The organism is Pseudomonas sp. AC070 (assembly GCF_979258635.1).
Window position 1 is genome coordinate 2851857 of record NZ_OZ409871.1, and the last position, 22434, is coordinate 2874290.

Annotated in this window: 19 protein-coding genes and 1 pseudogene; 9 read left to right on the forward strand and 11 right to left on the reverse strand. The window is 61.8% G+C overall.

What is annotated here, in order from left to right; genetic code table 11:
* Positions 1-162: 162 nt before the first annotated feature.
* Positions 163-3873, forward strand: coding sequence for a methionine synthase (gene metH, locus ACZZ0Q_RS12645; protein WP_463542082.1), 3711 nt, complete (start codon positions 163-165; stop codon positions 3871-3873).
* A gap of 87 nt (positions 3874-3960) precedes the next feature.
* The gene (locus ACZZ0Q_RS12650) at positions 3961-5253 is read left to right on the forward strand and encodes a leucine-rich repeat domain-containing protein (protein ID WP_463542081.1); all 1293 of its coding nucleotides are present in this window, start codon (positions 3961-3963) and stop codon (positions 5251-5253) included.
* 23 nt (positions 5254-5276) lie between these two features.
* Here ACZZ0Q_RS12650 and ACZZ0Q_RS12655 read toward each other — a convergent pair whose 3' ends face one another.
* Positions 5277-6278, reverse strand: a complete 1002-nt coding sequence (locus ACZZ0Q_RS12655) for an AraC family transcriptional regulator (RefSeq protein ID WP_463382558.1) — start codon at positions 6276-6278, stop codon at positions 5277-5279.
* A gap of 164 nt (positions 6279-6442) precedes the next feature.
* On the opposite strand from ACZZ0Q_RS12655, the gene ACZZ0Q_RS12660 reads away from it, so the two are divergent.
* From ACZZ0Q_RS12660 to ACZZ0Q_RS12670, 3 genes are all read left to right on the forward strand, one after another.
* On the forward strand, positions 6443-6760 hold the full coding sequence (locus tag ACZZ0Q_RS12660) for an Mpo1-like protein (RefSeq protein WP_463542080.1): 318 nt from the start codon (positions 6443-6445) through the stop codon (positions 6758-6760).
* Positions 6761-7167: 407 nt separating this feature from the next.
* Positions 7168-7752 (forward strand): HD domain-containing protein, encoded by a 585-nt coding sequence (locus ACZZ0Q_RS12665; protein ID WP_463542079.1) that lies wholly within the window; start codon positions 7168-7170, stop codon positions 7750-7752.
* Between the two features lie 180 nt (positions 7753-7932).
* A complete protein-coding gene (locus tag ACZZ0Q_RS12670) occupies positions 7933-9321 on the forward strand; it encodes an adenylate/guanylate cyclase domain-containing protein (protein ID WP_122453149.1) in 1389 nt (462 codons plus the stop codon).
* Positions 9322-9447: 126 nt separating this feature from the next.
* On the opposite strand, the gene ACZZ0Q_RS12675 is transcribed toward ACZZ0Q_RS12670, so the two are convergent.
* Both ACZZ0Q_RS12675 and ACZZ0Q_RS12680 read right to left on the reverse strand, forming a co-directional pair.
* Positions 9448-10473 (reverse strand): glycosyltransferase family 4 protein, encoded by a 1026-nt coding sequence (locus ACZZ0Q_RS12675; RefSeq protein WP_463542078.1) that lies wholly within the window; start codon positions 10471-10473, stop codon positions 9448-9450.
* Positions 10474-10559: 86 nt separating this feature from the next.
* A pseudogene (locus ACZZ0Q_RS12680) lies at positions 10560-11366 on the reverse strand (UDP-2,3-diacylglucosamine diphosphatase); the annotation flags it as partial.
* A gap of 140 nt (positions 11367-11506) precedes the next feature.
* On the opposite strand from ACZZ0Q_RS12680, the gene ACZZ0Q_RS12685 reads away from it, so the two are divergent.
* From ACZZ0Q_RS12685 to ACZZ0Q_RS12695, 3 genes are all read left to right on the forward strand, one after another.
* Positions 11507-12256 (forward strand): helix-turn-helix transcriptional regulator, encoded by a 750-nt coding sequence (locus tag ACZZ0Q_RS12685; RefSeq protein ID WP_463542077.1) that lies wholly within the window; start codon positions 11507-11509, stop codon positions 12254-12256.
* Between the two features lie 94 nt (positions 12257-12350).
* Entirely contained in the window at positions 12351-12686 is a 336-nt protein-coding gene (locus tag ACZZ0Q_RS12690) for a tRNA-binding protein (protein ID WP_463542076.1), read from the forward strand.
* Between the two features lie 90 nt (positions 12687-12776).
* The gene (locus tag ACZZ0Q_RS12695) at positions 12777-13670 is read left to right on the forward strand and encodes a DMT family transporter (RefSeq protein ID WP_463382554.1); all 894 of its coding nucleotides are present in this window, start codon (positions 12777-12779) and stop codon (positions 13668-13670) included.
* Between the two features lie 14 nt (positions 13671-13684).
* On the opposite strand, the gene ACZZ0Q_RS12700 is transcribed toward ACZZ0Q_RS12695, so the two are convergent.
* From ACZZ0Q_RS12700 to ACZZ0Q_RS12720, 5 genes are all read right to left on the reverse strand, one after another.
* Positions 13685-13981, reverse strand: coding sequence for an Rdx family protein (locus ACZZ0Q_RS12700; protein WP_463542075.1), 297 nt, complete (start codon positions 13979-13981; stop codon positions 13685-13687).
* Between the two features lie 69 nt (positions 13982-14050).
* On the reverse strand, positions 14051-16207 hold the full coding sequence (locus ACZZ0Q_RS12705; protein ID WP_463542074.1) for a FimV/HubP family polar landmark protein: 2157 nt from the start codon (positions 16205-16207) through the stop codon (positions 14051-14053).
* Between the two features lie 337 nt (positions 16208-16544).
* Positions 16545-16982, reverse strand: coding sequence for a MarR family transcriptional regulator (locus tag ACZZ0Q_RS12710; protein WP_122498346.1), 438 nt, complete (start codon positions 16980-16982; stop codon positions 16545-16547).
* Between the two features lie 120 nt (positions 16983-17102).
* Positions 17103-18113, reverse strand: coding sequence for a DUF2804 domain-containing protein (locus ACZZ0Q_RS12715; protein WP_463542073.1), 1011 nt, complete (start codon positions 18111-18113; stop codon positions 17103-17105).
* Positions 18114-18251: 138 nt separating this feature from the next.
* Entirely contained in the window at positions 18252-18380 is a 129-nt protein-coding gene (locus tag ACZZ0Q_RS12720; protein ID WP_277423748.1) for a PA1414 family protein, read from the reverse strand.
* A 351-nt stretch (positions 18381-18731) separates the two neighbouring features.
* On the opposite strand from ACZZ0Q_RS12720, the gene ACZZ0Q_RS12725 reads away from it, so the two are divergent.
* The gene (locus ACZZ0Q_RS12725; RefSeq protein WP_463542072.1) at positions 18732-19838 is read left to right on the forward strand and encodes a DNA alkylation repair protein; all 1107 of its coding nucleotides are present in this window, start codon (positions 18732-18734) and stop codon (positions 19836-19838) included.
* On the opposite strand, the gene ACZZ0Q_RS12730 is transcribed toward ACZZ0Q_RS12725, so the two are convergent.
* Genes ACZZ0Q_RS12730 through ACZZ0Q_RS12740 form a run of 3 tightly spaced genes read right to left on the reverse strand, consistent with a single transcriptional unit; the run spans position 19835 to position 22205 of the window.
* Entirely contained in the window at positions 19835-20761 is a 927-nt protein-coding gene (locus ACZZ0Q_RS12730; RefSeq protein ID WP_463542071.1) for a 5-oxoprolinase subunit C family protein, read from the reverse strand. The genes ACZZ0Q_RS12725 and ACZZ0Q_RS12730 overlap by 4 nt on opposite strands.
* A complete protein-coding gene (pxpB, locus tag ACZZ0Q_RS12735; protein WP_463542070.1) occupies positions 20758-21462 on the reverse strand; it encodes a 5-oxoprolinase subunit PxpB in 705 nt (234 codons plus the stop codon). The genes ACZZ0Q_RS12730 and pxpB overlap by 4 nt, the downstream gene beginning before the upstream one ends.
* A complete protein-coding gene (locus ACZZ0Q_RS12740; protein WP_463542069.1) occupies positions 21459-22205 on the reverse strand; it encodes a 5-oxoprolinase subunit PxpA in 747 nt (248 codons plus the stop codon). Before ACZZ0Q_RS12740 ends, pxpB begins: the two co-directional genes overlap by 4 nt.
* Positions 22206-22434: the final 229 nt, after the last annotated feature.

Genomic DNA, 22434 nt, shown 5'->3' on the forward strand with positions numbered 1-22434 from the left:
TGTTTTTTTGTAATCGCGGTTCACGCGGGGTAACGGTTTTGTGGGGATCGCCCAGGCGCCAACATGAGCCAAATTCATGTAAACCGCCCATGCGCTCCAGCCCGTTGCAGCTTTGCTATTATCGCGCCCACTTAATTCCGCGCTTTTTCAGGTAATGCCCACATGTCCGATCGCCAAGCCCGACTCCAGTCTCTTCAGCACGCCCTGAGCGAGCGCATTCTGATTCTCGACGGCGGCATGGGCACGATGATTCAGAGCTATCGCCTGGAGGAAGAAGACTACCGAGGCAAGCGCTTCGCCGACTGGCCGAGCGATGTGAAGGGCAACAACGACCTGCTGCTGCTTAGCCGTCCCGATGTGATTCAGGCCATCGAAAAGGCCTACCTCGATGCCGGCGCCGACATTCTAGAAACCAACACCTTCAACGCCACGCAAGTGTCCCAGGCCGACTACGGCATGGAAGCGTTGGTGTATGAGCTGAACGTGGAAGGCGCCCGTCTGGCGCGCCAGGTGGCGGACGCGAAAACCCTGGAAACGCCCGACCGTCCGCGCTTCGTTGCCGGGGTGCTTGGCCCGACCTCGCGCACCTGTTCGCTGTCGCCCGACGTTAACAACCCCGGCTACCGCAACGTCACCTTTGACGAGCTGGTGGAGAACTATTCCGAAGCCACACGCGGCCTGATCGAAGGCGGCGCGGACATGATTCTGATCGAAACCATCTTCGACACCTTGAACGCCAAGGCGGCGATTTTCGCCGTGCAGGGCGTGTATGAAGAAGTCGGCTTCGAGCTGCCGATCATGATTTCCGGCACCATCACCGACGCCTCCGGCCGCACCCTTTCCGGCCAGACCACCGAAGCGTTCTGGAACTCGGTGAGCCATGCCAAGCCGATTTCCGTTGGTTTGAATTGCGCCCTCGGCGCCAAGGAACTGCGTCCGTACCTGGAAGAACTGGCCGGCAAAGCCGACACCCATGTGTCCGCCCACCCCAACGCCGGCTTGCCGAACGCTTTTGGTGAATACGACGAGAGCCCGGCGGAAATGGCCGTGGTGGTTGAAGAATTTGCGGCCTCGGGTTTTCTCAATATCGTCGGCGGCTGCTGCGGCACCACGCCCGCGCACATCAAGGCCATCGCCGAGGCCGTGAGCAAGTACAAGCCGCGCGCGATTCCGGATATTCCCAAAGCCTGCCGGCTGTCCGGGCTGGAGCCGTTCACCATCGACCGTCAGTCGTTGTTTGTGAACGTCGGCGAGCGCACCAACATCACCGGCAGCGCCAAGTTCGCCCGACTGATCCGCGAAGATAATTACACCGAAGCCTTGGAAGTGGCGCTGCAGCAGGTGGAAGCCGGCGCTCAGGTGATCGACATCAACATGGACGAGGGCATGCTTGATTCGAAGAAGGCGATGGTCACCTTCCTCAATCTGATCGCCTCCGAACCGGACATTTCCCGCGTGCCGATCATGATCGACTCCTCCAAGTGGGAAGTGATCGAGGCGGGCCTCAAGTGCATTCAGGGCAAGGGCATCGTTAACTCGATTTCCATGAAAGAAGGCGTCGAGCAGTTCATTCACCACGCCAAGCTGTGCAAGCGCTACGGCGCCGCCGTGGTGGTGATGGCGTTTGACGAACTCGGCCAGGCCGACACCGAACAACGCAAGATCGAAATCTGCAAACGCTCCTACGACATTCTCGTGGACGAAGTCGGCTTCCCGCCGCAAGACATCATCTTCGACCCGAACATCTTTGCCGTGGCCACCGGCATCGAGGAACACAACAACTACGCCGTCGACTTTATCAACGCGTGCGCCTATATCCGCGACCACCTGCCCTACGCCTTGAGCTCGGGCGGTGTGTCCAACGTGTCGTTCTCGTTCCGGGGCAACAACCCGGTGCGCGAGGCAATTCACTCGGTGTTCCTGTACTACGCGATCAAAAACGGCCTGACCATGGGCATCGTCAACGCCGGCCAGCTGGAGATTTACGACCAGATTCCCGCCGAGCTGCGCGACCGCGTGGAAGACGTGGTGCTCAACCGCACGCCCAACGGCACCGACGCCCTGCTAGCCATCGCCGACAACTACAAGGGCGACGGCAGCGTTAAAGAAGCGGAAACCGAAGAGTGGCGTTCCTGGACCGTCGGCAAGCGCCTGGAGCACGCGCTGGTCAAGGGCATTACCACGCACATCGTCGAAGACACCGAAGAAGCGCGGCAGCAATGCAAGCGGCCCATCGAGGTGATCGAAGGCCCGCTGATGGCCGGCATGAACGTGGTCGGCGACCTGTTCGGCGCCGGCAAAATGTTCCTGCCGCAGGTGGTGAAATCCGCCCGCGTGATGAAGCAGGCCGTGGCCCACCTGATTCCCTTTATCGAGCTGGAAAAAGGCGACAAGCCTGAAGCCAAGGGCAAGATTTTGATGGCGACGGTGAAAGGCGACGTACACGACATCGGCAAGAATATTGTCGGCGTGGTGCTGGGCTGTAACGGCTACGACATCGTCGACCTGGGCGTGATGGTGCCGGCGGAGAAGATTCTGCAAACGGCGATTGCCGAGAAGTGCGACATCATCGGCCTGTCGGGCCTGATCACGCCGTCGCTGGACGAAATGGTGCACGTCGCCCGCGAAATGCAGCGCCAGGGCTTCACCCTGCCGCTGATGATCGGCGGCGCCACCACCTCCAAAGCGCACACGGCGGTGAAGATCGAGCCCAAGTACCAGAACGATGCCGTGGTGTACGTCACCGACGCCTCGCGCGCCGTGGGCGTGGCCACGCAGTTGCTGTCCAAGGAACTGAAAGCCGGTTTCGTCGAAAGCACCCGCAAAGACTATGTAGAAGTGCGCGAGCGCACCGCCAACCGCAGCGCCCGCACCGAGCGCCTGAGCTACCCCGCCGCCGTGGCGAAAAAGCCGCAGTTCGACTGGGCCAGCTACCAGCCCAGCGTACCGACCTTTACCGGTGCGAAGGTGTTGGAAGACATCGACCTCAACGTGCTGGCCGAGTACATCGACTGGACGCCGTTCTTTATCTCGTGGGACCTGGCCGGCAAATTCCCGCGCATTCTCACCGACGAAGTGGTCGGCGAAGCGGCCACCGCGCTGTACAAAGACGCCCGCGAGATGCTCACCAAACTCATCGACGGCAAGCTGATCAAAGCCCGCGCGGTGTTTGGCTTCTGGCCTGCCAACCAGGTGCAGGACGACGACATCGAACTGTACGGCGACGACGGCAAACCGTTGGCCAAGCTGCATCACCTGCGCCAGCAAATCATCAAAACCGATGGTAAGCCGAACTTCTCGCTGGCCGATTTCGTGGCGCCGAAAAGCAGCGGCGTCACGGACTACGTGGGCGGGTTTATCACCACCGCTGGCATCGGCGCCGAGGAAGTGGCCAAGGCTTATCAAGACGCCGGCGACGACTACAACTCGATCATGGTCAAAGCCCTGGCCGACCGTCTGGCCGAAGCCTGCGCCGAGTGGCTGCACCAACAAGTGCGCAAAACCCACTGGGGCTACGACCCGGAAGAAACGCTGAGCAACGACGAGCTGATCAAGGAAGCCTACAAGGGCATCCGCCCTGCCCCCGGTTACCCGGCCTGCCCGGACCACACCGAGAAAGGCACGCTGTTCACCCTGCTCGACCCGGCCGCCGAGGAAAACAAAGCGGGCGTGAGCGGCGTGTTCCTCACCGAGCACTACGCCATGTTCCCGGCGGCTGCGGTGAGTGGCTGGTACTTCGCCCATCCGCAGGCGCAGTACTTCGCGGTGGGTAAGGTGGATAAAGACCAGATCGAGAGTTACACCGCGCGCAAAGGCCAGGACTTGGCCGTGACCGAGCGCTGGTTGGCGCCGAATTTGGGGTATGACAACTAAGCTCCGCCTCTGCGCTGTTTTTACCCTCTCCCCTAGCCCCTCTCCCGAAACGGGAGAGGGGAATTCTATCCGCGTGTAATTTCCTCTATGCATACGCTTGAACAACTGCGCAGTGGCGAGCTGGCTGGCATCAAGCGGCTGGATTTGTCCTGCGGGCTGACTGAGTTTCCCAACGACATCTTCGCGCTGGCCGACAGCCTGGAAGTGCTCAACTTATCCGGCAACCAGCTCACCGCCCTGCCCTCGGATTTGCCGCGCCTGCATAAGCTCAAGGTGCTGTTCTGTTCCGACAACCCGTTCACCCACGTGCCCGAAGTGCTCGGTGATTGCGCGCAGTTGGAGATGGTCGGTTTCAAGGCCAACCGCATCGCCCATGTGCCGGCGGCTGCGTTGCCGACTCGGTTGCGCTGGCTGATTCTGAGCGACAACCAGGTAAGGGACTTGCCAGCTGAACTGGGCGACCGGCCGCGTTTGCAAAAGCTGATGCTGGCCGGCAATCGCCTGAGCGCCCTGCCCGACAGCCTGAGCGCTCTTTCCAACCTGCAACTGCTGCGCATTGCCGCCAACCGCTTCGAGCATCTTCCTGGCTGGTTGCTGGAGTTGCCGCAGCTGGCGTGGCTGGCGTATGCCGGCAATCCAGTCAGCGATGTGGCAGAGCGTTCGGTGTTGGCCAGTCACCCCGTGGCGGCCATTCCTCGGGCGCAGTTGCAGCTAGGCGACGTGTTGGGCGAAGGCGCCTCGGGGGTGATTCACGCGGCTCAGTGGCAAGCGCCGGACCAGGCACCGCGTGCCATGGCCGCCAAGTTGTTTCGCGGCGAGGTCACCAGCGACGGCCTGCCCCACAGCGAAATGGCCGCGTGCCTGGCGGCGGGCAATCATCCGAATCTGATCGGCGTGGCCGGGCCTTTGCAAGCCGAAGCCGGCTCGCCGCCTGGCCTGCTGCTGGAACGCATCAGCGCCAACTACCGCGTGCTGGCCGGGCCGCCGTCGCTCGCCAGTTGCACCCGCGACTGCTATGCCCAAGCGCGCCGCTTTACGCTGGAGCAAGCCGTGGCCATCGCCCGCGCCGTGGCATCGGCGGCCGCGCATGTGCATGGCAACGGCATTCTGCATGGCGACCTCTACGCCCATAACCTGCTGGTAAACGACGCCGGCCACTGCCTGCTCGGCGACTTTGGCGCCGCCTCCTTCTTCGACCCAGCGAGCGCGCAGGGCCACGCGCTGCAACGCATCGAAGCGCGAGCGTTTGGCTGTTTGCTGGAGGAATTGCTGGAACGCTGCGGCGAGGCGCCGGAGCGGTTGTGGCAGTTGCAGCGCGCCTGTGTGGCACCGAACGTGGCAGAGCGGCCAGATTTCCTGGCCATCCTTCAGGCGCTTTGACCGCTTGAGCGCCGGGGCAACCGCTACATCTGCGCCCGGTATTCCCCTGGCGTACTGTCGAACCAGCGCCTGAACGCCCGGAAGAAATTACTCGGATCGGCAAATCCCAGCAGGTACGCAATCTCCAGCAACGTCAGCTCCGGCTGCGCCAGGTACTGCACCGCTAGCTCGCGGCGGGTGTCGTCGAGCAACTGCTGAAAACTAGTGCCCTCCTCCTGCAACCGACGCTGCAAGGTGCGTTGCGACAGGTGCAACGCCTGCGCCACGGTGTCGCGTTTGGGCTCGCCTTGCGGCAGCAACCGGCACAGCAACTGGCGCGCCTGGTGGGTCATGCGGCTTTCCGAAAAGCGCGCCAGGTATTCGCCGGCAAAGCGGTCGTGCAATTGCGCCAGTGCCGGGTTGGCGCTCGGGATCGGCGCGTCGAGGTCTGCGCGCTCGAACACCAGGGCGTAGTGCTCGGCGTTGAACTGCAGCGGCGCCTGGAACACTTGCTGATACGGCGCCAGATCGGCCGGCGGTTCGCCCTGAAAGCAGGCTTTCAGCGGGCGCAGTTCTTTGCCGGTGATCCAACGGCAAAACGACAGGGTGTAAGCCAACGAGGCCTCGGCACTCTGCCGCGCCGGAATCAGGCGATCACCGTGAATCGCCAGGGTCAGGGCGTAGCCCTCGGGCAGCGGGCGGAAGTTGAGGTCGGCGCCTTCGGCGATGATTCGCTGAAACCGCACCAAGCGGGTGAAGGCTTCTTTCAGCGTGCGGCTGGACATGCACGCATAACCCACCACATGAAACGACGCCGGGCGCACCACCTTGGCCAGGTTCAGGCCAATCGCCGGGTTCCCGGAGAGCTGCACCGCGCGGCCCCAGACGCGGGTCATGCCGTCCTGGGAAAAGCGCGCATCGGGGTCATTCAAGGCTTGGTAATCCAGCCCCAGCTCGGCAAACAGCTGACGGCAATCGACGCCACCCATTTCCAGCCCATTGACGATGGCCAGTACCCAACTCGAAGAAGTCGTACGTTCGCTCATGCAAGAGTTCTTGTTCTAGTCACGGGAGCCGCGCAACGGCGGAACGAGCGCAAGGATACTAAAGTGGCGCTGATTGTCACTGGCCCACGAAGACACTCGACCTACACTTCAATCCACCGTGTCCTACAGACGGCCCTACGTAAGAGAACAACAGGAGGTGTGCCATGCGCACGCAAACCGCCGAACGTTTCACCAGCTTTGCGCAGTTCTATCCCTACTACCTGCAAGAGCACAGCAACCCGGTGTGCCGCCGTCTGCACTACGTTGGCAGCCTGTTGGTGCTGAGCATTCTTGGCTATGCCCTCTTCACTCAGCAGTGGTTGTGGCTGCTGGCCATGCCGCTCGCCGGTTATGGGTTTGCGTGGGTGGGGCATTTTATTTTTGAGAAAAATCGGCCGGCCACTTTTGACTATCCGCTGTGGAGTCTCGCAGGAGACTGGGTGATGCTCAAAGATGCCTTCACCGGTCGAATTCGCTTTTAACGGGCCTGATCTTCGGCCATGCGGCGTTGAAAGCGGGATTCGAAAATGCTCATTGGCTACAGCCAACTCCGCTTTTCTCACCCACTTTCGCCTTGCCTGGCCTTCGCTCAGACCCGTTAAGACATGGCGTCTCTTCGACCATGCGGCGTTGAAAGCGGGATTCGAAAATGCTCATTGGCTACAGCCAACTCCGCTTTTCTCACCCACTTTCGCCTTGCCTGGCCTTCGCTCAGACCCGTTAAGACATGGCATCTCTTCGACCAGGCGGCGATGAAAGCGGGATTCGAAAATGCTCATTGGTTACAGCCAAGTCCGCTTTTCTCACCCACTTTCGCCTTGCCTGGCCTTCGCTGAGACCCGTTACGCAACTTTCATCTAAACAAACAAAAACAATCGCGGAGAACCTGATGAACGCTCACGCCCGCTTCACCCATATGCAAGACGGAACCGCCGAGGACTGGGCGATCATCGCTCAAGATTTCATGGCGTTTGCCAAGCTGTTGCCCGACCGGGTGATGACGCACCTGAAGCTGCTCGACGGCGATTTCGGTGGTTTTCCCGTCGACCGTCTGACCCATTCGCTGCAAACCGCCACCCGTGCCCACCGCGATGGGCGGGACGAGGAATACGTGGTGTGCGCGCTGCTGCATGACATCGGCGACACCCTCGGCACCTTTAACCACCCGGACATCGCCGCAGCCATGCTCAAGCCGTTTGTGAGCGAGGAAAACCTGTGGATGGTGGAGAAACACGGGATTTTCCAGGGTTACTACTTCTTTCATCACCTGGGCATGGACCGGCTGCTGCGTGAGCAATTCAAGGACCATCCGCAATACCTGCGCACCATCGAGTTTTGCGCCAAATACGATGCCGCCGCCTTCGACCCTGCCTACGAGCACCTGCCGCTGGGGTTCTTCGAACCGATGCTGCGGCGCCTGTTTGCCCAGCCAAAAAACTCGGTTTATAAGGCTGTCACCGAGCCACCAATCTGAAACCATAGTGCTATCACCGACCGCTGGAGCCCTTGTCTCCAGCCTTTCGGCGGGCGGTATTGGCGGTCCATCTTTTGCTGGTTATGATCCCGCACCAACCAAAAGCATGGCCTCTGTTTTGCAGAGAGCGAAGACGTCCTACAGAGACGTCAGAAAACCAGCAGGGATCGTGTCAACGCTATGAAGTCAGCCAGTATCGATCGTCCGATTGACTTACCTTCTTTACCTCTGCGCGAGTATTACTCGCGGGTGCTGGCTTATATCGCCATGGCGGCCAGCATCGCGGCTGGCACCTTTGTGCAGTATTTCGGCTACAACATCCTCTGGATGGTGCCGTACGCCCTCCTTTATCCCCATCTTGCCCACCACCTGAGTCAGCGTTTCAAACGCGAGCACGCGCGCGAAACCGATTTGGTGTTGCTGTTTATCGACTCGCTGCATTGCGGCGCCGCCATTGCCCTGCTGGGTTTTTCGGTGGTGCCGAGTTTGATGATCGTGCTGACGCTGGTGTTTAGCGCCTTGATCATTGGCGGCCTGCGTTACCTGGGCCTGGCCCTGCTGATTACCGTTAGCGGCGTGGTGCTCACCAGCGTCATCGTGCAGCCGGAAGTCAAAGCCACCACGCCCACCTTGGTGTCGCTGATCAGTGTGGTGTTCAGCACGTTGTACATCTGCATCACCGCCTATTTCGTGCACCAACAAGGGCTGCGTCTGGACGTAGCGCGCAACGAAATCAAGCGCGAGCAGGAAAAAGCCGCACGCCTGGCGCGAAACCTCGCCAAGTACTTGTCACCGCAAGTGTGGGAATCGATTTTCAGCGGCAAGAAAAGCGTGCGCCTGGAAACCCAGCGCAAGAAGCTCACGGTGTTCTTCTCTGACATCAAGGGCTTTACCGAGCTCTCTGAAGAGCTGGAAGCCGAAGCGCTGACCGACCTGCTCAACACCTACCTCAATGAAATGTCGAAGATCACCCTGAAATACGGCGGCACCATCGACAAATTCATTGGTGACTGCGTGATGGTGTTTTTCGGCGACCCGTCCAGCCAGGGCGCCAAGAAAGATGCGGTTAATGCGGTGTCCATGGCCATTGCCATGCGCAAGCACATGAAAGTGCTGCGCCAACAATGGCGCGCGCAAGGCATCACCAAACCACTGGAAATTCGCATGGGGTTGAACACCGGTTATTGCACGGTGGGCAACTTCGGCGCCGACACGCGCATGGACTACACCATCATCGGCCGCGACGTGAACCTGGCCAGCCGCCTGGAAAGTGCCGCCGAGTCCGGGGAGATTCTGATTTCCCACGAGACCTACTCGTTGATCAAAGACGTGATCATGTGCCGCGATAAAGGCCAGATCACCGTCAAAGGCTTCACCCGCCCGGTGCAGATTTACCAAGTGGTCGACTTCCGTCGCGACCTGGGCGCTGCGTCCAGCTATGTGGAGCACGAATTGCCAGGTTTCTCTATGTATCTGGATACCAACGGTATTCAGAACTACGACAAAGAGCGCGTGATTCAGGCGCTGAACCTGGCGGCGGAGAAGTTGCGCGATAAGGTGATCGTGTAATTAGTAATCGGCGTTTACCGCCGCCCTCTCCCCCGGCCCCTCTCCCGCCAGCGGGCGAGGGGAGACAATCCAAACGGCGATCAGCCCCCTCTCCCGCTTGCGGGAGAGGGTTGGGAAGAGGGGAATTTACGCGACGACCTTAATCCCAAGGTCGACCACTTCCCCATCCAGCAACGGCTGCTGCGCCAGAAACTCCAACGCCGATGCCCGCCACGATTGTTTCTGCGCCGCCTGTGCACAGCGCTGCCGATCCAGACTCAGCGCCGCCAGGCACGCACGCCGCAAGTCGTCGTCCATCACGCCGCTAATGCCCTCTTCCAGCACATCCAACGGACCTGGCACCGGAAACGCCGCCACCGGCGTGCCGCAGGCCAGCGCTTCAAGCATCACCAGCCCGTAGGTATCGGTACGCGAGGGAAACACCAGCACGCTGGCTTCGGCATACGCCCGGGCCAACGTAGCGCCGTGCTGATAACCGTGAAAACGCACCTGCGGGTAGCGGCTTTGCAGCTCGGCACGCTGCGGGCCGTCGCCGATCACGTGTTTCTCGCCGGGAAGGTCCAGGCGCAAAAACGCGTCCAGATTCTTCTCCGGCGCCACCCGCCCCACATAGAGAAACGCCAGCTTGCCTGGCGTCTTCAACGTCGGTGTGAAGCGCGTCAGGTCAACGCCTTTGCGCCATAGCCCAAGGCGTTGCAGGCCCCAGCCGGCGAACTCGCTGCGCAGCCGCTCGGTGGTCACCAGCACGGCCTGACTCGGTTGATGAAACCGGCGCAGGTAGGCGTAGCCCCAGGCCAACGGAATGCGCGGCCAGCGGGTGTGCACGTATTCTGGAAAGCGCGTGTGAATGGCGCTGGAGAATGCCAGCCCGCGTTTGCTCAACCAGCGCCGAGCCGTCCAGCCCAGCGGGCCTTCGGTGGCGAGGTGTACGCAGTCGGGGCGAAAGTCGCGAATCGCCGGGCCGACGCGCCATAGGTCCCACACCAGCGGAATTTCCGGGTAAGTGGGGCACGGCACGTGGCGAAAGTCAGTTGGCGACAGCAACTTGACCAGATGGCCCAGCCCACGCAGTTCGGCGATGAGCGCTTGCAGGCTGGTGACCACGCCGTTTACCTGCGGCGTCCAGGCGTCGGTGACGATCAGAATCCTCATGCAGTGGTTTCGCGGACGGCTACGTCGGCAGCCACGGCCGGCGGCGCCGCCATCACGGTGCCAAGGGCGGCGGCGGCCACCTCGCCTGCGGCCTGTTCCTCAGCGGCTTGCTGCGCTTGGCGGGCGTGGTCGTCGGCCAGGCGGTAGAGCTCGATGCTGCCGTCCAGGTGTTCGATCAGCGCGGTGCAGCTTTCCACCCAGTCGCCACAGTTCATGTATTCCACATCGCCCATTTGGCGAATTTCGGCGTGGTGAATATGGCCGCACACCACGCCATTGAAGCCGCGCTTGTTGCATTCGTGGGCGATGGCTTCTTCGAAGTCGCTGATGAAGTTCACCGCTGATTTGACCTTGTGCTTTAGGTACGCCGACAGCGACCAATAGCCATAGCCGTATTTGCGCCGCCAGTGGTTGAGCCAGCGGTTCAGGGTGAGGGTGAATTCGTAGGCGGAGTCGCCGAGAAAGGCCAGCCAGCGGTGGTAGCGGGTAATTACGTCGAACTGGTCGCCGTGGATCACCAGCAGGCGACGGCCATCGGCGGTGATGTGCTCGGCTTCGTCGACCAACTGAATATTTCCCAGAATCAGCTTGGAATAACGACGCAGGAATTCGTCGTGGTTGCCGGTGACGTACACCACTTCGGTGCCGCGCTTGCTCATGGTCAGCAGCCGGCGAATCACGTTGGTGTGGGCCTGGGGCCAGAAGATGCCGCTGCGCAGGCGCCAGCCGTCGATGATGTCGCCCACCAGGAACACCTTGTCGGCCTGGTAGCGCTTGAGGAACTGCGACAGGTGTTCGGCCTGGCAATCGCGCGTGCCCAAGTGCACGTCGGAAATCCACAGGGTACGTACACGTTGCTTACGGCTGGGTTTTACGAGCTGAGCGCTGCTCATGGGCGCGGCCTCCGGCAGGGTTTAATGGAGGTTGAAGGCTGCGGGTGACCTGCGTGTGACATGCCCAAGACAAACTGATGACAACGCTTCCCCCAAAGGTGCACATGGGTAAACTGCGCCTCTGTGCTGAGGAGCCCGCCATGCACTCGATTTTGTCCCTGCGCCATTACAGCGATGAGTTGATCGCCCATAGCCACAGCCACGCGCAAATTGTCTTCGGCCTGAACGGACGCCTGGAATTTGAAGTGGAAGGCCACGGCAGCCTGCTGCGCGGCCAACAGCTATTGGTGATTCCCAGCGGCTCGCACCACGCCTGCGAAAGCCGTGAAGGCAGCGATTGCATGGTGTTCGATGTGCCCGACAGCCACTGGCTGCGCAGTCGCCTCGGCGCCCACGCCGACAATGGCCAACGCCTGCTCGACCGCCCGCAAACGCTGACCCTCGGCGGCGCGCAGCAGCAGTTGGTGAATTGGCTGATCGCCAGCCCGATTGCCGACCCGGTTATCGCCCAGCAAGGCGCGGCGCTGCTACTGGCCAGCCTGGCCAGTGCGCCCGCCGCTTCGCCCGTGGCTGGGGAACTGCCGCTGGCGAGCCTTGATCGCTACATTGACCAGCACGCCGCGCACCCTTTGCAGGTCGCCGACCTGGCGCGCCTTAGCGGTTTGTCGGCAGCGCGCTTTCACGCCCGGTTTCTCCAACAAACCGGGCAAACGCCGATGGACTACGTTCGCCAGCGTCGACTGCAACAGGGCATTGACCTGCTTCGCGACACCGCGCTGCCGGTCGGCGAGGTGGCGCAGCGGGTCGGCTACAGTTCGCAAAGCGCGTTCACTGCCGCCCTCGCCCGGCATGTCGGCACCACGCCCCGACAACTGCGGCGCGCGCGGTAACCGCGAGAGCCTGGCGACAATGGCCGCGAGTCTGGCGACAGACAGGCTCCGGGACGCTGCCTACACTGCGCCGATCAGTGTCCCCGGAGCCGCTATGAACACCATCGAATGGCAAGACTTTGAGCGCGTGGAACTGCGCGTCGGCACCATCTGCCACGCCGAACCCAATGCCAAGGCACGCAAGCCGGCTTATGTGCTGCAGATCGACCTCGGCCCGCTCGGGCTGAAGACCTCCAGCGCACAAATTACCGACCACTACAGCGCCGAAAGCCTGATCGGAAAACAGGTGCTATGCGTGTGCAATTTCGCGCCGAAGTCCATCGCTGGCGTGCGCTCAGAGGTGCTGGTGACCGGCGCGTATGACGGGGAAAATCGGGTAGTCTTGGCCAGCTTTGAGCAGGCGCTGCCTAACGGTTCGCGGTTGGCGTAGGCGTAGGCGTAGGCGTTCAAAATCCTGCAGGAGCGGTTGGGCGGCATTCCGATTCGCCGCGATACTTTTGAATCAAATTTAAGGACCCCCATGAACCACCGCTCCGCCCTCACCGCTCTGCACTGCGGCGCCCTGATGTTTGGCTTTACCGGCGTGCTGGGCAAGCTCGCGACCACCACACCAAGCATGATCGTGTTCGGCCGCGCGCTGTTTGCGGTGCTGGCCTTGGCGGTGTTTGCGGCGCTGATCGCGCGCATTCCCTGGCAGCGTTTACGCGCCAACGATTGGGCACGGTTGGCCTTGGGCGGTGTGTTGCTGGCCGGGCATTGGGTGAGCTTTTTTATCTCGGTGAAGGTGGCCGGCGTGGCCATCGCCACACTCGGTTTCACCAGCTTTCCGGCGCTGACGGTAATTCTCGAAGGGCTGATTTTCCGCGAGCGCATTCGCCGCAATGAGATTGTGCTGGTGTGCCTGGTGAGCATCGGTTTGGTGCTGGTTACACCTGATTTCAACCTGGCCAGCGGCGCCACCACCGGACTGCTGTGGGGCGTGCTGTCGGGCCTGCTGTTCGCGCTGTTGTCGCTGGTCAACCGTGCCGGCTCCGGCAAGGTCGGGCCGGTGCAGTCGGCGTTGTGTCAGAACCTGGTGGTTGCCCTGTGTCTGCTGCCCTTTGCGGCACCGGAGCTGCCGAGCGTGTCGGCCATGAATTGGTTGTGGATTGCGCTGCTCGGCGTGTTCTGCACCGGCGTCGCCCATAGCTTGTTCGTGGCCAGTCTGGACGTGCTCAAAGCTCGCACCGCCGCCGTGGTGTTTGCCCTGGAGCCGGTGTACGGCATCACCTTCGCCTGGCTGATTTTTTCCGAAACGCCGACGCTGCGCATGATGGGCGGCGGTGCGTTGATCATCTTCGCGATTTTCCTCTCCGCCCGCATGGGCGACGGCAAGCCGGTCGAGCCGGTGGACGCCCAACCCGCGCGGCCATGAGCGGCCATGAGCGGCTAATCCGCCGCTGGCGTGGCTCGGTCGTTATGGCCGAGGTCGCGCTCAGGGTCGATCACGTCGCGCACCCGCTGTTTCAGCACCTTGGCCTCGGGAAAGCCGCCATCGGCCTTGCGTTCCCAAATCTGCACGTCGCCACAGGTGATGCGGAACACGCCGCCGGTGCCGGGTTCCAGGCTGACCTTGGCCAAATCCTGGCCAAAGGTGGACAACAACTCCTGCGCCAACCAGGCGGCGCGCAGCAGCCATTGGCATTGCGTGCAGTAGGTGATGGTGACGTCCGCTTTAAGGTCCATGGTGCACTCCTGAAAACATAAAAAAAGCCCGCGGCCTTAGAACACGCGGGCTTTTTGCTAGGGCCTGGCTCAGGCGATTTTAGCCAGCAGCCTTGAGGCTTCGCGCTTCTGCTCTTCGTCGCCTTCGTTGACGAGTTCATTGAGGATGTCGCACGCGCTTTCCAAGTGGCCTTGCTCGATATAGGCGAGGGCCTGATTGAACTTGGCCAGGTTATCGCGGCGCGAATCCAGATGGTCAAGGTCCGCCAGCGGCTCATCCTCTTCAACCAGCGGTTGGCTGAGGTATTCGCCGTCGTCCACGCCCTTGCCGAACCAGCCCTCGTCATGGGTTTCTTCGACCACCATGGACGACTCGGCGAACGGGCTGTTCAAGTCCAATTTCTCCATCTCCGGCGCCGGATCATTGCTGGCTTTCTGCGCCGCTTCGGCTTTGTTGCGGGCGTTGGCAGAGAACGGGCTGATCAGGTCCCAGTCCGGATCGAGGGAGAAGTCGTCGAGGTTGAACTGATCGTCTTCGGCCACCGGCTGGCTCACCAGCGGCTGCGGCTCGTCGAACGCCAACACGGCGTCGTCGAATACGTCGGCAGCCGGTTCTTCGGCCAGCGGACGCTCAAACATTTCTGGGTGACGCGCTTTGAGCTGAGCGATGGGCGCGTCGGGATAACCGGCGTCGAGCAGAATCTCTTCCTCGCGCTGGAATCCACGGGCATCGCCCAGCTGTGCCAACACCTCCAGCAGGCGGAAGCGGATATCGCTGCGCTGCGGCTCTGCATCCAGGGCGCGACGCAGGCTGGCGGCCGCTTCGCTGAAACGGCCATAGGCGATGTAGATGTTGGCCCCTTCCAGGGTGTCGGTCGGGCTGGCGGCACGCGCTTCGGTTGGGGCGACGGCGGCGCGTGGCTTGGCCACTACCGGCGCGGGGGCAACGGGTTCGCTGTCGTAGTCGTCCAGGTCGAAGTCGTCGTCTTCATCCTGCGCCTGGCCAGCTGGGGCGACCATAACCACCGGCTGTGGCTCGGGTTCCTGACGCTTGCGGCGCCAGAACAGCACGCCAAGCAGCGCCAGTAGCAGCGCGCCCACCAAGGCCCAGAGCGCGCCATACCAAGTGTTATCGGCAGGCTGTTGCGCAACCACGGGGGCTGATGGGTCGGCAGCGTTGCTGTCCTGCACCGGCGCCGGTGATTGCTGGGCGCTGAGCTGGGCTTTGAGGTCGGCCAGCTGTTTGTCCTTGGCGGCGGATTGCTCCATCAACTGCTGCACTTGCAACGTCAGCTCCGCCAGGCTTTGTTGCAGCTTGGTGTTCTCGTCGGCGCGCTGGGCCAGTTCGTTGTCCAGACGCCGCTGCATCTGCACGATCATTTCCGCTTGCGGATTGAGCGGCGCGGTCGGCACGGGCAGCGGCTCATCGTCTGGCGATACCACGCTGAGAGTCGCCGGCGCCTCGGCATCGCTGGCAGCGCCGACGTTGGAAGCCGGGCCAGACGCGTTAGCCGGGGTCGATGCCGCGGCCGTTGCGGGAGCAGTGTCCGGCAGCAGCAAGCTATCGCCCACTTGCAGGCGACTGGTGTCGTCGCCGGTAAAGACCTGCGGGTTCAGCGCGTGGATTTCATCCATCAACTGCTGTTGCGACGCCTTGCTGCCTTGGGCGCGCAGCCGGGCGGTGATGGTCCATAGATTGTCGCCGCGGGCCACCACATAGCGCTTGCCGAGCGCGGCCGGCGGCGGCGCGGTTTTCGGCTTCGCCGCAGCGGGCGCGGCAGCCGTGGAACGCGTGGCAGGTTTGGCTGAGGTCGCCGCTGGCGTGGCAGCCACTGCGTTATAGGCGGAGGAATTGGGCGGATCGAGCAACAACGTGTATTCGCGGAACAACTGACCGTTGGGCCGCGCCAGTTCGACAATAAAATTGAGGTACGGCTCGCGTACCGGCTTGCTCGACACCACGCGAATCACACTTTTGCCGCCACGCAGTAACGGCGTGAAGCGCAGGTCGTTGAGGAAATAGATGCGGTCGACACCGGAGCGGGCGAAAACGGCATCGGGCGCCAGGTGCACCTTCATGTCAGCGGCGCTGAGGTCGCCCACTTCAAGCAGTTCGATATCGGCTTCCAGGGGTTGGTTGAGCGCCGAATGCAACGTGATGTCGCCCAAGCCCAAGGCGGACGCCAACCCCGAATACAAAACCGAGCCGGAGGCCAAGCCAAGTAATAAATGTCGAACCTGCACCATCGACGCCTCCCGGAAAGTACTGCTCCATGTTCACACCACAGCGCACCTATCGGCGCAGTTCCAACGTTGTAGTGCTAACAAAAGGTTTAGCAAAAGACTGAAGAAGGGAGAGACATCCATGTAAGCCCCTGCCTAAGAGTATGGTCACGATTCCTATATTTGTGACGCAGTTATCCCGGCATTTGGCCATGATACGCAAAACAAGGGAAAAACAGTCAAATAAATGGCAAAGAAAAGATGCACTTAGCGACCTAAGACGCCCGTGTCAAAAGCCACACAAAAGGAGGTTTTTGATTCAGGGGGAAAGCCATTGCAGCCCTCCCCGTTTGCGCAGGCCTTAACGCTTTTCGAGGTTGCTGAGGATGCGCGCGTGAACTAACTGACAGCGGCGAAGTTCGTCTTCGTCGATACCGTCAAACAACTCCTTACGCAGTTGCGTAGATATCGCCTCAATCTGCTCAATCAATGGCCGGGCCGAATCGTCGAGGCTGATCTTTTTCGCGCGGCGGTCTTCAACCACTGCCTGACGACGCACCAGGCCTTGGGTTTCCAGGCTGTCGAGCAAACGCGCCAAAGTCGGGCCTTCTACCCCAACGCTTTGCGCCAACTCACGCTGAGTGGGCAATTCATCGCGGAAACGGGCCAGGTGCAGCAACACCAACCAGCGCGCCTGAGACAAACCCAATCCTGCCAGACGGCGGTCCAACTCACCGCGCCACGAGCGCGACAGTTGGGCCAATTGCATACCAAAACGGTGTTGATCTGTGTGGGGCATAAGAAAACGCTCGTGGTCATAGCTAAAACTAATAATTAGCTAGCTAACCATAACCCTCGGTAAAGTGGAAGACGTTGAGTTGTAAGACATAGTCGCTTCGTGCAGGCGAAATTGTCGCAGTTACCACTTCACGTATTGGTCTTCAACAAAGCCCCATAGGTCATTGATTGCCAGCATTGGCCGACCTTTGGGCCGCAGCTCGCCACGGAATTGTCCGAAAATTTGCTTGAAGTTACTGGCGATAATTCCCAAGTTCAGCCGCTCTTTATGCAGGCCGCGCGCTTCGAAATGCAGGTCGACCTGGCCGTCGAAGGACTTAATTCGCCAAGGCTTCATTGGGTCTTGCCGATCGAAGTCAAAACGCACGGTGTCGACCTTGATAAGTTCGCCGTCCAGCCAGAAACAGTTCTCGGTGAAGCTGGTTTCGTTCACTCCGCACGACAGATTCAACCCCACACGCTGCGCACCGGCCTGCCCCGACAGGCACGCCCAATTCCAGCACGTTTCCGGGCGCATATAGCCGGCCGACCAATCGTGATGGGCAAAGGCGTCGATGGCGCCGAGGTCGAAATTGCCCAGCGCGCTATTTACATTGCCCGCGCAGCGCACGCCCGCGACTTTTTGCGCATACACCCAGCCGTTGCTGGCCGTTGGGGTGTTCAGGCACATCGGCTGAAAGGGCGGCTCGTGTTCGTTGAAGCGCGCGTCTATGCGCGTGCCGTCGTCCAGCTCAACCCACAGGCGTTTCTCGCTGCCATGGTTTTCCAGGCGCAGCAGATTCTTGCCGCTGTGCAGCTCGCAAACGCCTTGATTGGGGTGTTGGGAAAACTGGCTGCCGATGCCCAGCGGCAACTTGAATTGGCGCTCAATCATGCGCCCGCTCGCTGGGTGGTACAGGTACACGAAACCGATGCCGGCCAGGCTCAAGTTGGCGAGCGCGCAGCCGCCAATCAGCTGGTCGCTGATCACGCCGAAATATTGGAATTGGTGGAAGCGTCGCCACTTGGCCAACGCGCCGAGACGGCGGCCCATGGGCGAGCGGAAGTCGAAGTCGCGGTAGTTAACCTCATCCACCGCGTGGGGAAAAATGCCGTAATGCGCTTGGCCATTGGCCTGAATCAGACGCTCCATCGAATGCACCGCTCCCCGGAAAAGTCCGAGGATGCTAGCACCGGCCAGAGCGCCCTGGAGTCACGAAAAGCGCCACGCCGGGGGACATAATCGGCCAGCCCGGCGCTTTCGCAGCCAGGCTCAAAAGCGCAACGCCCGTTAGCGTCTGCGGCGCTGCGCAGCCATCCGGCGTTGCTGTTCCTCGGTTGGAATCGGGATGGGTTGCAGGCGGGCGGTGCCCAACAGAACGGACAGTTTCCAGGCCAAAGTACGCAGCCACATTTTCATCGTTTGTTCCTCTCTAAACAGCGAGTGGGCGGTCGCCTGTTAAGTGCGGCCGTCTCCTCGGAACTCAAGCCTAAACAGTCACGTTGGCTTATCAGGAAGTTTTTCAGAATCTGCTTACGTTTATAGCAGCCTATTCCGATGGATATCCGGTCCGATTGATTGATGGCAACGTCACGTTACTCTTTTGTAGTTCGCCAGATTGGCCGGGTTACACGCTGAGAGTGGCACTAACACTGGCACCGCGCCACTTGCCGAACGCTATCGAAGCGCAAAAACCGGCGCTTTGCCGATATACGGTATGTCCTACGCAGGCGGTAGACTTCCCTGACAGCAATCCTTCTCAGGTCGCCCATGAGCAGCTCGCAAACCAGCGCCCCCGCCCTTAAAGAAATTTTTAACCGAGACCGAATGCGCCACATCGCCGACGAAACCGCCGCGGTGTACCCGGCCTTCGCTCGCAAACGTTTTCTGGCCTTGGCCACTGACGGTCTCGACGAGTTGTCGGTGATGCAGCGCATGGCGCGGGTCAGTGAAAGTTTGCACGCCACCTTGCCTGCCGACTTCGCCACGGCGCTGGACGTTCTCAAAGAGCTGGCGCCGCGTTTGAACAGCGGCTTCGTGAGCATGTGCTTGCCGCATTACGTGGCCGCGTATGGGCGCGAGCAGTTCGAGCTGTCGATGCAGGCGCTCAAGTATTTCACCTGTTTCGGCTCCTCCGAATTCGCCATCCGCCACTTCTTGCTGCAAGACCTGGAGCGCAGCCTGGCGCTGATGAGCGACTGGGCGTTCGACAGCAACGAGCATGTGCGCCGCCTCGCCAGCGAAGGCAGCCGGCCGCGTCTGCCCTGGTCGTTTCGGCTGCCGCAGATGCAGGCCGAACCGTGGCGCGCCTGGCCAATTCTGCAGGTGCTCAACGACGACCCCAGCCTGTATGTGCGCAAATCCGTGGCCAACCATTTGAACGACATCAGCAAAGACCACCCGGACACCCTCCTCGACCAGCTGGAACGTTGGCCGCTGCACCAGCCGCGCACCGCCTGGATAGCCCGCCACGCCCTGCGCACGCTGATCAAGGCCGGCGACCGCCGCGCCCTGGCGGTGCTCGGTGCTGGCGAACCGGCTCAGGTGAAGCTGACCGCGCTGAGCGTCAGCCCCGACACCGTGCCGCTGGGGCGCAGCATGACGTTGGCGTTCACGCTCACCTCCACCAGCGCCCAGTCCCAGCGCCTGGTGGTGGATTACGCCATCGACTACGTCAAAGCCTCGGGCAAAACCGCGAGCAAGGTGTTCAAGCTGAAAACCTTCGACTTGCCCGCCGGCGCCAGCGTGGTGTTGGCACGCGCGCAACAAATGCGCGAGCTGACCACGCGCAAACACTACTTCGGCCATCACGCCGTGCACGTGCTGGTGAACGGTGAGCGCCTGGGCAGCACGGGGTTCGATCTGGTGCCGGCTTAAGCCGGCTCGCGCAAGCGTCTGAGCACGTGTAGGTACTCGCGTTCGGCAACGTAGTGAACAACCGGTTTGAAGCGCACGCTGTCGCCGGGTTGCGCCTGGGCCAGACGCGCCAGCGCCAGCGGTGTGAGCGCGCCCACGCGGGGATAACCGCCGATGGTTTGCCGGTCGTTGAGCAGCACTATCGGCTGCCCATCTGGCGGCACCTGAATGGCGCCCAGCGGGATGCCTTCGGAGATCAACGCGGCGCCTTGATAGGCCAGCGCCGGACCCAGCAAGCGAATGCCCATGCGGTCGGCGCGGGTGTCGAGGCGCCAGGTGGCATTGAACAGGTTGAACAGCGCCTGGCCGCTGAACTCGCCCACTTGCGCGCCGAGTATCAGGGCTAGCGGCTGCTCCAGACTCAACACGGGAATGTGCTGTTCAGGCAACTGCCGAGGCGTAGGCGTCGGCCCGCTCCACGTCAAGGTATCGCCACGGACCAGCGCCGTGCCGTCGCCATGCAACCCGCCAAATCCCTCGCGGCTCACCGTGCTGGCACTGCCCAGTGTCGGCGCGCAATCGAAGCCGCCCGGCGCCGCCAGATAAGCGCGGATGCCCTGAGCCGGTGTATTGAAGTGCAGCCGTTGCCCGGCGCGCACGCTGAAGCTGCGCCAAGGCGGCAACGGTTCGCCATCCAGCGTGGCGCCCAGGTCGGCGCCGGCCAGGGCCAGGCAACCGTCGTGCTCGATCAGCACGGCAAAGCCGCCCAAGGTGACTTCCACAACCGCCGCGTTTAAGTCATTGCCCAGCAGCCAATTGGCCCAACGCATCGACAGCCAATCCGCCGCCCCGCCCTGGGTTACGCCCAAATGACGAACGCCGAAGCGGCCGCCGTCTTGCAGCTGCACCAGCGGCGTGCTCTGTTCCACCTGCAAGCGGCTCATGGCAACGCCTCAAGCGTCGTATCGTCGCCGCCCAAACGTACAAATTCGGCGCGCTCAACCGGCACAAAACGCACACGGTCACCGGGTTGCAGCAGGCTATAGCCGTCCAGGCCGCGATCAAACAACGCCACCGGCGTGCGCCCCAGCACATTCCAGCCGCCGGGCGACGCCTGCGGATACGTCGCCGTTTGCCGCTCGGCCACGGCCACGCTGCCTGTGGGTACGCGTGGCCGTGGCGTATCGAGACGCGGCGCCGCCAACTGCGGATCGACCAGGCCCATATAGGCGAAACCGGGGGCAAAACCGAGGGCGAATACGCGGTAGGCGTGGCGACTGTGCAGCGCAATAACCTGGCTGACCGACAAGCCGCTGCGCCGCGCCAACCGATGCAATTCAGGCCCGACCAGCGGGTCGTACCACACCGGCAACTCATGGCTACGCCCGCTGTTTTCGTCAGCTGGTTGCAAGTCGCGCAGGGCATCGTTGATCAACGTGCGGGCCTGGGCGCCGTCAATGCGCAGCACGTCGTAATGCAGCATTAACGTGGTGTACGAGGGCACCAGGTCGATCAGCGCATCGGCAAACACCGCGCGCAAACGCTGGGCGGCGGCGATCAGCCAGGGCATGTGGGCGTCGTCGATGTCGTCGAATAACCGCAGCATCAGGCAATCGACGGCCACGCCCTCAACCCGCAGCTTCATGCCGACTTCAGCCCATCCAATGCCTCACGAATACGCCGCACCGCCGCCCCCGAGGCGGCGTTGTCGCCATGTACGCAAAGGCTGTCGACGTGCAATTGCAGAGCGCTGCCGTCGCTCGCCAACAAAGGTTTGCCCTGCGCCAGATCCAGCGCCTGGGCGACGATGCGCTCGGGGTCGTGGTGCACCGCGCCCGGCAGCTGGCGCGACACAAGATGGCCGGCGCCGTCGTAGGCGCGGTCGCTAAACGCTTCGAACCACAGCGGCACATCGAACTCGGCAGCCAGGGCCTCAGCCGCCGTGTTGTCGGCCCGCGCCATCAGCATCAGGCGCAGGCCGTCGCCATAATTGGCCACGGCCTGGAATACCGCGCGCAGCAGCGCCGGGTTTTTCATCATGTCGTTGTACAGCGCACCGTGCGGTTTCACGTACTCCACCTGCCCGCCTTGCCCCCGGCAAACGCCGGCCAATGCGCCGATCTGGTAATGCAGCAGGTCGATGACTTCTTGCGAGGAACAGGCCATGGAACGGCGGCCGAAGCCCACCAGATCGGGGTACGCCGGGTGCGCGCCAATGCGGACTTTGTGCTCCAGCGCCAAGGCCACGGTGGCGCGCATGGTGCCGGGATCGCCGGCATGGAAACCGCAGGCGATGTTGGCGCAATCGATAAAAGGCATGACCTCGGCGTCAAGGCCCATGGACCAAGCGCCGAAGCTTTCGCCCATGTCGCAATTGAGTAGGACCACGGTTGGTTCCGGGTGGGATTGGGGAGGTTGAAGCGTGGCTCAGGGGGCGGGGTGGGATCAAGGGGCAGGTTAGATTCGGTTTTGTGGAGCGAGCGGTGTTTCCTGCGAAATTCTGGATCCCGAATCGTCGGACCGCCGCGTGCGCGAGGATGACGGAGGTATGTATAAAAACCTCCGTCATCCTCGCGCACGCGGGGATCCAGAATCTTGCGTCGATCACCTATTCCAA